The following is a 14,609-nucleotide window of genomic DNA, read 5'->3' on the forward strand; positions in this document are numbered from 1 at the left end:
CAAGGTAGATCGGTCCGGTGTGGAAGCATGGTGACATGTGGAGCTGACGGATACGAATCGGTCGAGGGCTTCACCTGAGTATGTCGGGGAAAGTAGGAAACAACATTCGCTGCTCGTTTCGAAGGTACAGGGTCTGGTGTCCAGTGGACACAGTTTAGACCCGCGATAGCGAGTTACCTTCGAAGATGTTTGAACTTCAAAGAAGTCTGGTGACGATGGCGGAGGGGACACACGCGTACCCATGCCGAACACGACCGTTAAGACCTCCAGCGCCGATAATACTTGGAGCGCGAGTTCCTGGGAAGGTAGGACGTTGCCAGGCAAGTGAGTAACACAGAGGGCTCAGCAGAGATGCTGGGCTCTTTTTGTGTTGTGTCCTGATGGATTCGCGCGCGAAGGCGCGCACCTTCTATTCTTTTGTTCGATACTTTGAAAAGAGGATGTGGAAGGCAGGCCTGAGGCCTGGCCAATGCACGTGTAAGGTAAGTGGCGATACAGGGGGTTCCTTAGGATGGGGAGATAGGGGAAAGAATGTTCGTTGACGGCTGATTCCGGGCAAGTACGGACGGAACAATGAACAGAACTTCCCTTGTAGGGGTTTGCAGGCCTCGAAAGCCGGCAAACCCCTACAAGGGACATTCTGTGCGCTAAGTGCCGGCCACCATGTGAAAAGGGAGCAAGAGAGGAAGATTTGTTCGTTCTCATCTGGCGATGCGGCAACTTTGTTCGCTATACATCGGACAAAGGAAAATTCGTTTGTACCGCAGTGCCGGAGTGCCGGAGACCTCGCTCGGTGCGTCTTGTCCTGACTGATTCGCGCGCGAAGGCGCGCACCTTCTATTCTTTTGTTCGATACTTTGCTTTGAATTTGAAAGCTGGGAGACCATCGAGAATAGTAATACAAAGGACAACATTGAATGAGAGGCAGAAGCATAAAAGCAGAAGCAAAAGAGGATGTGGAAGGCAGGCCTGTGGCCTGCCCGCTGCACGTGTAAGGTAAGTGGCGTTGCAGGGGGGTCCTTAGGATGGGGAGATAAGGGAAAGAATGTTCGTTGATGGCTGATTATCGGCGAAACGGGGCGAAAAGACGAACAGGACTTCCCTTGTAGGGGTTCGGCCCCCTCAAAACTAGGGGGAACCGAGGCAACAAGGGAAGTCCTGTGCGCTAAATGCCAGTGGCCATGTGAGAATGGAGCAATAGAGGAAGTTTTGTTCGTTCCCACCTAGGCGATGCGGCAACTTTGTTCGCTGTTGCTGTAACAGAGGAGGGATCGTTCGTTACCTCTCGCCTCTCGCCTGCCGCCTGTCGCCTGCCGCCTCTCGTGGTACATTGAACCCGAAGGGACTTTCCTGTTCCTGTGAGAGCAGGGCGGCTGGAGAAAAATAAGGAGGATAACAAGGCGATAATCGGGAAGATCCTTGAAACCGTTGTCGTGAAATACCGAAAGTTAGATTATGATTAGATACATAGCTGTTCCAAATGGAGGTCCTAACAGATGTCTCAAGTTCAGGTTCAGACTGCACCAGTCATCACGGTTACCCGCGGCGGTATTGTAGAAAGTCAGCATGATGCTGTGATCTCCGTTGTCAGTGCGGAGGGCAAACAGATTGCCCATTATGGGGATACGGAGCTAGTTACTTTTGCACGGAGTTCTGCAAAACCGATACAGGCAATTCCAGTTGTCGAGTCGGGGGCTTTAGACGCATTTGGGTTTGACGAGGCGGACTTGGCACTGTTCTGTGCTTCTCACAGCAGCGAACTGCAACACACCGACAGGGTGGCAAATGTTTTAAAACGGATCGGCTTGGACGAGTCTTACTTGAAGTGCGGAGGGCATATCCCGCATAGCATGGAGACCTATGATCGCTTAATTCTTGCTGGACAAAAACCTACTTCACTATACAGCAACTGTTCAGGTAAGCACTCTGGTATGTTGACCTACACCAGGCATACCGGGACTGATCCGAACACGTATCATTTGCCTGAGCACCCGTTGCAACAGGAGATCGTTAAGGTGCTCGCAGAGCTGTCTGAAGTCCCTGCGGAGGATATTGTGATTGGTACCGACGGTTGCGGTGTACCTTGCTTTGCCATTCCGGTGTTTAACTGGGCGCTTGCGATGGCAAAGTACAGTGATCCGAAAAATACAAGCCACGGTCCAGCGATGACGCGCATCGTGAAGGCGATGGGTGCTTATCCAGAGCTTGTCGGAGGTACAGACAGATTTGACACAGACCTCATGCGGGCGACTTCCGGCCGTATTGTAGCCAAGGGCGGTGCAGAGGGATTCATCATCGCGATCGATACAGCGAACCACTACGCCATTGCAGCCAAAGTCAAGGACGGTAACGCTCGCGGCATCCCATCGCTCGTGATTAAGACACTTCTGGAGCTGAATGCGCTTACTCAGAAAGAGCGTACACTGCTCGGTCGGTACGAAGAACCTGTGATTATGAACACCCGGCAGGAGATTGTTGGCAAGATCAGTGTGGATGTTGAGTTGGTGCGAGACTAGAACTTGTCAGCGCTGAACAACACGTAAAACCGAGGGGGAGCAGAATGACGGTTGACATCCGGAGGGTAACCTCCTTAGCAGACTGCGATACAGCGCGCGCCATTGCAGCAACCGTCTGGGGCAGCGATGCTGCATGCTCAACCCCCCAGATGTCTGTGCATGCAAATTACGGTGGCGTCGTACTGCTGGCGTATGCAGGCAGTGAGCCGGTCGGATTTCTCTTCAGCTTTCCCGCCTTGTATCGAGGAGAGTGGGTGTTGTGGTCCCACGAAACTGCGGTCTTGCCTGAATACCTGCACCAAGGCATCGGATCAGCTCTGAAGCTGTACCAAAGAACTGCAGCCACCGAGTTGGGGTATCGGAGTATCGCGTGGACGTTTGACCCGCTCGTATCCCGTAATGCCCACTTTAACTTGAACAAGTTGGGTGCGAACGTGGTCGAGTACAAGGTCAACGCGTACGGTGCAGATGAAAAGGACCTAGTGAACCAGGGGATTGAAACAGACCGTTTCATTGCTCTGTGGGATGTCAATGTGGGTCAGACGATACAAGGGATTAAGTCAGACCAAGAGGGCATCATGGAGCACCGTGGGTTCGCGGAACAATATGGGTTATCAGATCAGCAGGACTTACTAGAAACGCGTCAGCACACGATCCTTGCAGTGGGTTCCGATGACGAACCACTGGTACATATCCATCAGACGCCTGCTCGGGTTGCCGGAACAGGACATATGCTGCTCGGGCACAAATGGGATCCAGGGGCTTGTGGAGACGAGGTCTTTCACACCCGTATTCCACTCGAGCTCCCTGCCAGAAGAGAGACCCGAGGCCTCTGGCGAGAAGTATTCCGAGATGCTGCCTTGTCATTGTTTAAGTCTGGTTACACACCGGTCCAGTTTCGCAGAACCAAAGGCTATGGTGAGTATATTTGGGCCAAGTGAACTGTTCTTGGCCCGCTCTTGATCTGTACCTCTATCTTGAAAACCGAAGGGAGGCCCTATAACCATGAAAATCCGAAAGGTAACCTTGCACAGACTCGAGTCCAAGATGAGAGAGCCGTTTGAAACCTCTTTTGGAAGAGAGGAAAACAAGGATGTCATTATCGTAGAGGTCGAGACAGAGGCAGGCGCAATCGGTTTTGCGGAGTGCGTCACGAGTACGGAGCCGCTCTACAGTTCAGAGACAAATGAAACAGCATGGCACGTATTACGAGACTTTATTATACCCATGGCGAAGGGCTGGCAGGCAGACTCTTTGCAAGATGTGTCGACGTTCTGGCGACGGTTTGCGTCGATTCGAGGACACCAAATGGCGAAGGCTGCATTGGAAATGGCCGTCTGGGACGCCTGGTCAAATGAGACGCAACAACCTTTGCACAAACTGCTTGGCGGCGTGAAGTCGGAGATCCCCGTCGGAATTAGTGTTGGTATTCAACCCGACATCAACGCATTGTTGAGCAAGATCGACGGGTACTTAAAGAATGGTTTTCAGCGCATCAAGGTCAAAATCAAGCCGGGCTGGGACGTTGACGTGATTGCAGCCATTCGTGATGAATTTGGTGATATCCCGCTGATGGCCGATGCCAATAGTGCTTATACGCTGGCCGACATCGATCATCTGAAGCGCCTCGATGCATACAACTTGATGATGATCGAACAACCCCTTGGATATGATGATATTGTCGATCACGCTACGCTTCAGGATAAGCTTGTCACTCCGATCTGTCTTGACGAGAGCATTCACAGACCTTCGGATGCGAGAAAAGCTGCTCAACTTGGTGCATGCCGTATTATTAACCTGAAACTCGGACGAGTTGGAGGCTTTGCACAGGCTATTGCTATTCATGATATTTGTGTCCGGGAGTCGATCCCTCTATGGTGCGGCGGGATGCTTGAGACAGGTATCGGTCGGCTGCACAACATCGCGATTACTGCGTTACCTGGCTTCACCCTTCCTGGAGATACAGCACCGAGTGCGCGCTACTTTGATGAGGATATTATTGAACCTGCGGTCACGTTTGAGCGGCCGGGTGTCTTGGCCGTCGAAGACCTGTGCGGCGTTGCGGACCGGGTGGACCGCAAACGCCTTGAACAGTGGACTATGACAAAAGAGTCATTTACCTTGTAAAAGGCGAAAGCTAGCTGGAAATGGTATTAAATGCAACGTCGGTATGAGACAATAACGGCGTAGTTAAGTTGGAGCTCTGTTCTAGCGGATTCTTTGCTTGAGCGTCAATTCACTTGTTGTTCCAAGCGGCGTTTGCCAAGGAGGCAGGTGGAAATCATGGCATGGTGGGCTTGGTTGATTATTGCTTTTGTCATTGGGATTGTAGAGGTTTCGTCTTTCACGTTTGTACTACTGTGGTTTGCGATTGCCGCATTTGTAACCGCACTGTTGTCTACTGGTGTGCACGATGTGTGGATACAACTGCTGGTCTTCGCTGTTCTTGGCGTGGCGCTTTTTGTCGCAACCCGTCCACTCGCACGAAAGTGGAAACAACAGAAGTCGTACCCCGACCGCTCTGACACGATGATTGGTAAGACGGGAGTTGTCGTCACTGCTGCAGAGCCTGGGGCTTTTGCGACAGTGCGCGTTCAGGGGGACTTGTGGAGTGCCAGATCGAATTCGGAATTAAAGCCGGGCCAACCCGTTATGGTGCGAGCTGCAAGTGCCACTGTGTTAACAGTAGAACCGATTCGAGAGGGACGGTGATTGAGGATGGTAGCAACAATTGTGGTCATTGTACTGGTTATCTTGGTTATCCTAGTCGTCTTGCGCGGTATTCGAATCATCCCGCAGCAACGTGTTGCCATCGTTGAACGGCTGGGCAAATATCAGGCGACGCTCAGTGCAGGTGTGAACTTGATCATTCCCTTTATCGATCGCGTTGCCAGGTTGCTCGACTTGCGAACGCAGCAGGTGGTTGTACCGCCGCAGATGGTGATCACGAAGGACAATGTACAAATTCAGATCGACACGGTTTTTTTCTATACAGTGGTGGAACCCAAAATGGCGACTTACAACATTGCGAATGTCGTTCAAGGTATTCAAAACATCACTGCGGCGAATATACGCCAAGTTGTGGGTCACATGGAGCTCGATGAAACGCTGTCCGGTCGTGACAAAATCAGCATGGCACTCCGTACTGCACTCGATGAGGTGACAGAGTCCTGGGGTGTCAGAATCGACCGTGTGGAAGTCGTCGATATCAAGCCACCGAAAGAGATACAGGATGCCATGGAGAAGCAGATGAAGGCTGAACGGGAGAAACGCGCATCCATTCTCCAGGCAGAGGGCTTGCGGCAAGCGGCCATTTTGAAAGCAGAAGGCGAAAAGCAGAGTGCAATCCTTGAAGCTGAGGGGATGAAAGAGGCCAAGATCCAGCAGGCAGAGGGCTTGCGGCAGGCGCAGCAACTCGAGGCAGAAGGCCGGTCCAGGGCGATTCGATTGGTTGCCGAAGCTGAAAAAGCAAGAATTGAAATGCTTCGAGAGGCAAAGCTCGATCAGCAGGTCCTCACCTATCAATCCTTTGAAGCCCTGCAGGGCATTGCACAGGGACAGGCGACAACGCTGTTTGTGCCGACGGAAGCGGTTGGCGTCTTGTCGGCTTTGGGTGGGCTGAAGACTTCATTTCAGAAGTCGGACGCTGCAGGCACAGCCGAAGGGATTATCATTGAGACACCAGGGATCAATCCCAAAATGCCCGGCCAAGGTGGACCGAATGCAGGACCTTCGGGCCCAGGTGGTATGAACAAGAACTGATGACCTGTGCCGGGAGCAGTACCTCATGGCTGCTCCTGGTGACTGGGGAGACTTTCTGCGGATTAATTCCGTCGCATCTGCCGTTTGAGCCAATCTGTTTGTAAAGAAAACTCCTTCAAACAACCCCCGAAAAGGGGTTTTTGTCTCCGAATCATGTGAAAGTTGGGACAAGACTGGGAGTTAAAAGGTCGGGAGAAGGGAGTTTTCGGGCACGTGGGGATTGTCGTGTATTCGATGTTTACCCAACCACTGTTGCGACTAGGCCTGGAACAAGTTCTTTCTGGTATCGAAGACTGTGCCTATGCGGGCGAGATGACGGAATCCATGCAACTTCGTCAACGCTTGCTCATAGAGAGGATCGGTGGTCGCGCAGGCGGACGTAAACCGCTTCTGGTCCTTGACTATCATCCGGATGATAACGATCAGCAGCAATGGTTGGTTAATTTACGTAAAGACTTTCCAGAACTCCGAGTCCTGGTGTTTCTACCTATGCTCGCAAACGAATCTGTAGTCGTACGAGCCATGCGCCTCGGGGCCCATGCATATCTGTTTCACACTGCAACTCCGGAGGTTGTTACGCGAGCTATCCGTGAGATTTCGGTCGGCCGTTCGTATCTGCAGAGTCACGTCACTCCGATTGTACTCGCTGAGATCCGTAGACCCCGTTATCAAACCGATACGGAGTGGATTGAGTTTGAGTTAACGGAACGCGATCGCATGCTCCTTCAGCTTGCAGCGGACGGGCTCAGTAATGTCCAGATTGGACAGATTCTCGGACTTGCCGAGAAAACCGTTCGAAACGCTTGGTCGCAATTGTTTGAAAAGCTTGGCATGACTGACCGGACTCAGGCTGTCTTATGGGCGATTCGTGGTGGACACGCCGAGCTTCGATAATCGGCCGGGCGCGGCGGCGTGCTAAGCACCGACGGCCGCTCGCGTTTCGACAACAGGCCGTCCAAGGTCAGTCGCGAAGGGCAAGGACCCGCGTCTCGCTGCCCATTGGCATCCTTATATAAAATGTGGTATTTCAAAACTTTAGACAGGATTTCGGCCAGCCACGTCGAAAGTGTCGCAAGACAAGATTCGACGTTTTTTGTGTTTCGTCGATGAGTGAGGAGTGCCGCAAGTGATTGAGATGCAAGATGTGTGGAAGGAATATCCGACTGGTACCAGAGCGCTGAATGGTATCTCTGTGAACATTGGGAAATCCGAATTCGTGTACGTTGTTGGACCGAGCGGTGCAGGAAAGTCAACATTTATCAAATTGATGTACCGCGAAGAGAGACCGACGAAAGGACACATCTTCATTAATGGATTTAATATTGAACGTCTGAAGAATCGCAAGGTGCCCTTGTTACGGCGCAGCATCGGCGTCGTCTTCCAGGACTTTAAACTCCTGCCAAACCTGACGGCTGCGGAAAATATTGCATTTGCGCAAGAGGTTATCGGGATTTCGCAGCGACACATCAAAAGGCGTGTCAAAGAGGTTCTCGAATGGGTGGGTCTATCTCACAAAACAGACGTATTGCCATCGCGATTGTCCGGCGGTGAACAACAACGGATCGCGGTTGCGCGTGCTTTAGTGAACAACCCAACAGTCATTATTGCCGACGAACCAACCGGAAATCTTGATCCAGAAACCTCTTGGGGCATTATGAAGTTGTTCCAGCGCATCAATGACCGCGGAACGACAATTGTCATGGCGACGCACAACAAGGATATTGTAAACACAATGAGAAAACGCGTCATTGCCATTGAACACGGTCAAATTGTTCGGGATGAAGTGAAAGGGACGTACGGATATGAGGATTAGAATTCTCCGGCATTTTCGTGAAGGCTTCAAAAACCTCATCCGAAACGGTTGGATGACTTTTGCGTCACTGAGTGCGGTCGGGATCACGCTTTTGATTCTTGGTGTGACACTGGTTATTGCCATGAACGCGCAGCAGATGTCCAATTACATTACGGGTCAACTCCAAGTGAATGTGTTCTACAAGATGACGGCGACACCGTCTCAGGAGAAGCAGACGATTGCCGAAATCGAAGCGATGCCTGGTGTTAAATCTGTGCAGTTTGTGTCGAAACAGCAGGAATTTAAGGACCTGCAAAAGTCTATCGGATCGCAGTACAACGACGTGTTATCAGGGCTCTCGGCGAACAATACTTTGCCGGATAAATTGATTGTCAAGGCTGTTGACCCAAGGAAGACGGTTGCGCTCGGTGAATCCATCGCGAAACTGCCGCAAGTGGATAAGGTTCAGGACGGCAGCGATATCGCAAACAAACTCTTCCGCTTTCTGGATGTCGTTCGGAACATTGGCCTGGCATTTGTGATTGGACTCGTCATCACAGCGATGTTTCTCATCTCAAATACCATTAAGATAACGATTTTCTCCCGGCGTCGGGAAATTGAGATTATGCGTCTCGTCGGTGCTACCAATTGGTTCATTCGTTGGCCGTTCCTGACGGAAGGGATACTGATTGGCGCGATTGGCGCGGCTATTCCATTCGCCGCCATCTTCTTCGCGTATCGAGCGGCTTACACAAAGGTCGGCGGTGCCTTCATGTCGATCGCGTTTCCGCTGATGCCGATTGGTTCGATTGGTTCAAAACTAGCACTGGTCTTGTTCGGCCTCGGACTGTTTATTGGTATCTGGGGCGGCATCATGTCCGTTCGAAAGTTTCTCAAAGTCTAGCGCCGTATAACCAACTCTCGAGACAATGAAACAGGGACGCAACAGACTGGACGCACCATACGATGTGGTGCGTCTTTTTCATCAGGGAGGAATCGTATGAGAACTTGATTCATTGCGCGAATCCGTGCATAGTGGGAAATAAAAGGGAGGAGTCTTGCATATGAAACGAGGCGCCTCTTTTCGCGCGATGGCCGGAACACTGGTGCTTGGACTTGTCATCGGAGCAGGCGGGACTCTGCTCGGGCTGAAGATTGCTGACGTGAGTCTCGTGCCAGGGACGGGATCTCCTGCATTTCAGAAGTTTTTCTCTGCATATGAAATCTTGCATACCAAGTATTTTGAGCACGAATCAGACACCAAACTGCTCAATGGCGCAGTAGCCGGGATGACCAATTCGATCGGCGATCCATTTACAGACTACTTCCCGCCGGTTGCCGCCAGTCAGTTCACCCAAATGCTTTCGGGCTCTTTCGTCGGAATCGGCGTAGAGATTGAGCAGACCCAAAACGGGATCGAGATCCAATCTGTGATGCCGAATTCGCCGGCGAAAACGGCTGGACTCAAACCTCACGATGTGATGGTTCAGGTGAATGGGAAAAGTGTAAAAGGAATGGCTCTGCAGTCGGTGAGCAATTTAGTGATGGGGCCAGAGGGGTCGTCCGTCACGATTGGGGTGAACCGTCCGTCGGACCCTGGTCATGTGTTGCAGTTTACGATGAAGCGCGCACGCATCACACAACCATCTGTAACGACACGGATGCTGTCTGGAAAAGTGGGTTATATGCAGATTTCTGTTGTTGCCCAAAATACGGCCACCGAAGTGAATCAGGGGCTGGCTGACTTGCAAAAGCAAGGTGCCAAAGCACTGATTCTCGATTTGCGTGGGAATCCCGGCGGATATCTCAATGTCGCCGTTGATATAGCGAGCGACTTTATTCCGAAGGGCAAGCTGATTGTCCAGACGCAGAATCGGAATCAACAGATTGATAAGCTGACTTCGAAAGGTCCGGGCAACAACATACCCGTTGTTGTTTTAATGGATGAAAACACTGCGAGTGCTGCAGAGATTCTATCGGCTGCCTTGAATGAAGATGATGGGGTACCGCTCGTCGGTACAAGGTCGTTTGGGAAAGGGACGGTTCAGGAAACACAAGGCTATTCCGACGGGAGCACACTGAAGTACACGGTTGCCAAGTGGTTGACACCGAACGGAAGTTGGATCAATAAGAAAGGTTTGACCCCGACTTATCCAGTGAACTTGCCGTCATACGTTTCTTTGCCGTCCATCTCCAGTCAGAAACTTCCGCTGGAGGAAAACCAGAATACAAAGACCGTGGCGTACCTTCAGCAAACACTCCAGGCTCTCAAGTATCCTGTTGACCGTACGGACGGGTATTTTGATGCCAGCACGAAACAAGCGGTGATGGACATACAGAAGTCTGCAGGATTGCCTATCACGGGTATCGTTGACGCAAAGACAGCAGCTGCAATTGACACGCGGTTCCAGAGTTTACTGGCAAATTCCGATACGCAGTTGAAAAAAGCGGAAGCACTGGCGAAAACACTTGAGTCATCCCAGTGACCCCCAAGCAGGACACCATTCGAGCATGTCGAATTACAGTCTGTGCTGTCGTGAGATTCCGTCAAGTGTTTCCATCAATATTCCATCGATAAATATTTTATCGGTAATCAATCAAGCTGTGGGAAAGGACAGGTGAACGGCAAAAAATGAACGTGCACGACGCAGTCCTTTCCGGCTTGTATGTTCTACGTGACATCTTCCTGAACCCGCTTTTATATCTTGGGTTTCTCCTCGCCTTTTGGGATCTGCGCCGAACCTCAATGTTTGAGCGCAAATTCTTTGGCATCCGGGCCACCCGGCCGCTGCGCCTGACGATTATTCGTGGCGCTCAGGGGCTGATCGCTGGTCTTGTCCTTTCCGCCGTCCTGATTGCGAGTGGGACAACAGTGGGTCTGTGGGAGGTTGTGGCCATCACCATCCTCGGACTCGTATTGGCAGCAATTCAAGTCCGATTTCTGTCCCCAGTCTACGGGGTAGCAATACTGGCACTCGTTTCAGAAATCGCAAGACGATGGGCGCCGCATCATGGCACGGGAGTCCTTAGTGCCGTATTCAACCATCTGCGTTCATTTCATGCAGTAGGATGGTCCGCGGTGCTCAGCGGCGTCTTGATTGCTGAGGCAGTTTTGGTGCTCGCAGTCCGAAAGCGCGCCGCGTCACCTGTTGTATCTGTGAGCAGACGTGGACGCGGGATCGGCGCGCTTTGGGTGCAACTCGCATTCATGGTGCCGCTCGTGATTCCTACGACTGGGACACTCTTACCGACTCCAGGTTTTGCACACACCTCTATACACCTCTTGTGGTCCAGTTCACTAGCGTCCTTCGGTCTGCTCGGTGTCCCTGTCTTGGCGGGGTTCAGCGGACTGTTTGACAATCTTCGTCCGCGCGTAGCGATTCGCCAGACGGCCTCAATGGACATTGTGTCGGCGCTGATTGCAGCCGCAGGCGCGTATCTCGGCACGCACGCAGGTACAGCGTACGCCGCTTGGACGCCGTGGCTGGTCATCCTGGTGAGAGAGGGGTCCAGGTGGTGGCTGGATCACCGTCAATCCTTGGCTGATCCGTTGTTTGCCCCTGCCGACGAAGGCGTCATGGTGCTTGCAGTGCTTCCGGATTCGTGGGCTGCGCGTCTTGGCGTGCAGCCTGGAGATACGATTACACGCGTCAACAGTGTCCCAGTACATTCTCAGTACGATTTACATTTCGCCCTAAATCAGAACCCAGCCTACGCGAAACTTGAAGTTGTGGATGGACGCGGAGAACTTCGTTTTGTCAATCATACGGTCTACGAGGGTGAACGGACGCAACTAGGCCTGATCTTTGCGCCCGATGGTCAGAGTGCTCGATTTGTTAAGGTTGGCGGCAGCGGCCTTTTGCAAAGCTTGTATGCCCGCTTATCGACATCCAGTGTCGCAATGAGTACTGGGGTGTCAACCGTCAGTCCTGTTAGTCCAACAACGACGGTGAGCGGTGGGGTTTCGGGGACAAGCAGTTCAGGGGGCGGTCAACCGTTGCAGAGTGCATCGAGTGACTTTGTCTCCCACACGAGCGATAGGGTCTCGCGATCAAATGATTTGTCTATGGAGAGAGGAACAGTGGGCGATTCACGTGGATGGCAGTCTGCGCTGCGGGATCCTAAGACGGAGCAGTCCAAACCAAGTGGAGCAATTTCTAGGGACTCTGAAGGCGTATCCTCTCCAGAAGCGAAATCAAAGTCCGGCTACTCGGGCATGGCGGCAGCGCTTGAAGCGCATCGAGTAACGAGAAGCGAGGCTGCGTCCACGAAAGAACCGGATTGATTCAAAAGAACCGGATTGATTCAAACGGATCCTAGCTTCCAAGAATTCATGGCGTTTGAGTCCGGAATATGAATACAAAAGATCTGGCGCCAATTTAAGGGAACATTTGTTCCCTTTTTGCGTTTCGTGGTAACATAAAGAAGTGACTTTTTTTCACAAGCAGGAGATTGGAGGGATTCCGTTGTCGGCAAAGGACGGACGGTTTGAACTGGTGTCCGAATACAAGCCTCAAGGGGATCAGCCAGAGGCAATTGAACAGTTGGTCGACGGCGTCAATCGTGGCCTGAAACACCAGACCTTGCTCGGCGTAACAGGCTCAGGGAAGACGTTTACGATGGCGAATGTCGTCGCTAAATTAAACCGCCCCACACTCGTCATTGCCCACAACAAGACCCTCGCAGCACAGTTGGCAGCTGAGTTTAAGGAGTTTTTCCCGAACAACGCTGTCGAGTATTTTGTCAGCTACTACGACTACTACCAACCGGAGGCGTATATCCCGTCGACGGATACCTATATCGAAAAAGATGCAAAGATCAACGATGAAATCGACAAACTGCGACACTCGGCAACGGCGTCTTTACTGGAGCGCAATGACGTCCTGGTCGTCGCCAGTGTGTCTGCGATTTATGGCTTAGGCAATCCGGAAGAGTACCGCGATCATGTCCTGTCCTTAAGGCCCGGCATGGTAAGACGGCGTGATGACATTCTCCGGCGCCTCGTTGATATGCAGTATGAACGCAACGACATCAACTTCACACGAGGCACCTTTCGCGTTCGCGGGGATGTCGTTGAGATCTTCCCGGCTTCGCGCGGGGAACAGGCGATTCGCGTGGAGTTGTTTGGCGACGAGATCGACCGCATTACTGAGATTGATGTCCTGACAGGCGAAGTGCTTGGCACGCGCGATCACGTTGGCATCTATCCGGCATCTCACTTTGTCACCTCGCGTCCGCGTCTTGAAGCAGCGATTTCTCGCATTCAGGATGAACTGAAGGAACGATTGGCGGAGCTGCGCGACAACAATAAGCTGCTCGAGGCACAGCGGCTGGAGCAACGGACCAACTACGACATTGAGATGATGAAAGAGATTGGTTTTTGTTCCGGCATCGAGAATTACTCGAGACACATGGAAGGACGCGAAGCAGGCGAGCCGCCGTTTACCTTGCTCGACTACTTCCCGGAAGACTTCCTGACCATCATCGACGAGTCCCATGTCACTTTGCCTCAGGTCCGCGGCATGTACGGCGGTGACCGGACGCGAAAGCTGACCTTGGTGGAGCATGGTTTCCGTCTTCCATCTGCTGCAGACAACCGGCCGCTTACGTTTGACGAGTTTGAGGGCAAACTTGGCCAAGCTTTGTATGTGTCTGCGACGCCCGGGCCGTATGAACTTGAGCATCAACAGGCGCAGGTACAGCAGATTATTCGTCCGACTGGCCTCCTCGATCCAGAGGTGTTTGTCCGTCCTATTAAAGGTCAGATTGACGATCTCGTTGGAGAGATTCACGATCGGACGAAGAAGGGCGAGCGCGTGCTTGTCACCACATTGACGAAGAAGATGGCGGAAGACCTCACGGATTACTTTAAAGAACTCGGCATTAAAGTGCGGTATATGCACTCAGATATCAAGACGATGGAACGCATGGTTATTCTTCGTGATCTGCGGCTGGGTGCGTTTGATGTGCTCGTCGGCATTAACCTCTTGAGAGAAGGTCTCGACCTGCCGGAAGTATCCCTTGTCGCCATTCTCGATGCCGACAAGGAAGGGTTCTTGCGCGCTGAACGGTCCTTGATTCAGACGATTGGCCGCGCAGCCAGAAACGCAAACGGCAAGGTCATTATGTATGCCGATAAGGTGACCGATTCAATGCGGGTGGCTATCGACGAGACAATGCGCCGCCGGCAGATTCAGATGGCGTTTAATGAAGAGCACGGAATCACGCCGGCAACGATTCAGAAGGCGGTTCGCGATGTGATTGAAGCGACAAAGGCCGCGGAATCGCAAGCGGACTATATGAGCGTTGCACAGCGGGCTGCTGCATTGTCCGCGAAGGAAAAGAAAGATTTGATTGCCAAGCTGCAACAGGAGATGAAGAACGCAGCCAAAGAGTTGCAGTTCGAGCGGGCTGCCGAACTGCGCGATATGATTGTCGAACTGAGTGCCTCCTAAGGCATCTTTGCCAAGGCAACGGCCGCGTCTATCGCTTCGTAAAACTGATAATCTCAGCAAGTACGGTGAAAAGGTGGGAATCAA

Annotated in this window: 11 protein-coding genes and 1 rRNA gene; all 12 read left to right on the forward strand. The window is 52.1% G+C overall.

The annotated features are described in order from the left end of the window. Positions 1-205: 205 nt before the first annotated feature. The 12 genes from rrf (at position 206) to uvrB (ending at position 14,525) form a co-directional block, all read left to right on the forward strand. Positions 206-322, forward strand: a 5S ribosomal RNA gene (gene rrf / locus AN477_RS00180). Between the two features lie 1,174 nt (positions 323-1,496). After that, positions 1,497-2,516 carry an asparaginase gene (locus AN477_RS00185; RefSeq protein WP_054967176.1) on the forward strand — a complete coding sequence of 340 codons (1,020 nt, stop codon included), beginning with the start codon at positions 1,497-1,499 and terminating at the stop codon, positions 2,514-2,516. A 44-nt stretch (positions 2,517-2,560) separates the two neighbouring features. Beyond that, positions 2,561-3,457 (forward strand): GNAT family N-acetyltransferase, encoded by an 897-nt coding sequence (locus AN477_RS00190; RefSeq protein ID WP_054967177.1) that lies wholly within the window; start codon positions 2,561-2,563, stop codon positions 3,455-3,457. Positions 3,458-3,521: 64 nt separating this feature from the next. Next, positions 3,522-4,643: an o-succinylbenzoate synthase gene (gene menC / locus AN477_RS00195; RefSeq protein WP_054967178.1), complete on the forward strand. Its 1,122-nt coding sequence runs from the start codon at positions 3,522-3,524 to the stop codon at positions 4,641-4,643. Between the two features lie 156 nt (positions 4,644-4,799). After that, positions 4,800-5,228 carry an NfeD family protein gene (locus AN477_RS00200; RefSeq protein ID WP_054967179.1) on the forward strand — a complete coding sequence of 143 codons (429 nt, stop codon included), beginning with the start codon at positions 4,800-4,802 and terminating at the stop codon, positions 5,226-5,228. Positions 5,229-5,234: 6 nt separating this feature from the next. Beyond that, positions 5,235-6,278, forward strand: coding sequence for an SPFH domain-containing protein (locus AN477_RS00205; RefSeq protein ID WP_083485862.1), 1,044 nt, complete (start codon positions 5,235-5,237; stop codon positions 6,276-6,278). Between the two features lie 213 nt (positions 6,279-6,491). Then, entirely contained in the window at positions 6,492-7,172 is a 681-nt protein-coding gene (locus AN477_RS00210) for a LuxR C-terminal-related transcriptional regulator (RefSeq protein WP_054967180.1), read from the forward strand. Between the two features lie 232 nt (positions 7,173-7,404). Then, the gene (gene ftsE / locus AN477_RS00215; RefSeq protein ID WP_054967181.1) at positions 7,405-8,091 is read left to right on the forward strand and encodes a cell division ATP-binding protein FtsE; all 687 of its coding nucleotides are present in this window, start codon (positions 7,405-7,407) and stop codon (positions 8,089-8,091) included. Further along, the gene (gene ftsX, locus AN477_RS00220; RefSeq protein ID WP_054967182.1) at positions 8,081-8,974 is read left to right on the forward strand and encodes a permease-like cell division protein FtsX; all 894 of its coding nucleotides are present in this window, start codon (positions 8,081-8,083) and stop codon (positions 8,972-8,974) included. The genes ftsE and ftsX overlap by 11 nt, the downstream gene beginning before the upstream one ends. 160 nt (positions 8,975-9,134) lie before the next feature. Then, the gene (locus AN477_RS00225; protein WP_054967183.1) at positions 9,135-10,556 is read left to right on the forward strand and encodes a S41 family peptidase; all 1,422 of its coding nucleotides are present in this window, start codon (positions 9,135-9,137) and stop codon (positions 10,554-10,556) included. Between the two features lie 146 nt (positions 10,557-10,702). Further along, positions 10,703-12,355 carry a PDZ domain-containing protein gene (locus tag AN477_RS00230; protein ID WP_054967184.1) on the forward strand — a complete coding sequence of 551 codons (1,653 nt, stop codon included), beginning with the start codon at positions 10,703-10,705 and terminating at the stop codon, positions 12,353-12,355. A gap of 181 nt (positions 12,356-12,536) precedes the next feature. Next, a complete protein-coding gene (gene uvrB, locus AN477_RS00235) occupies positions 12,537-14,525 on the forward strand; it encodes an excinuclease ABC subunit UvrB (protein WP_054967185.1) in 1,989 nt (662 codons plus the stop codon). Positions 14,526-14,609: the final 84 nt, after the last annotated feature.

The organism is Paenalicyclobacillus ferrooxydans (genome assembly GCF_001399675.1).
Taxonomy (GTDB): Bacteria; Bacillota; Bacilli; order Alicyclobacillales; family Alicyclobacillaceae; genus Alicyclobacillus_B; species Alicyclobacillus_B ferrooxydans.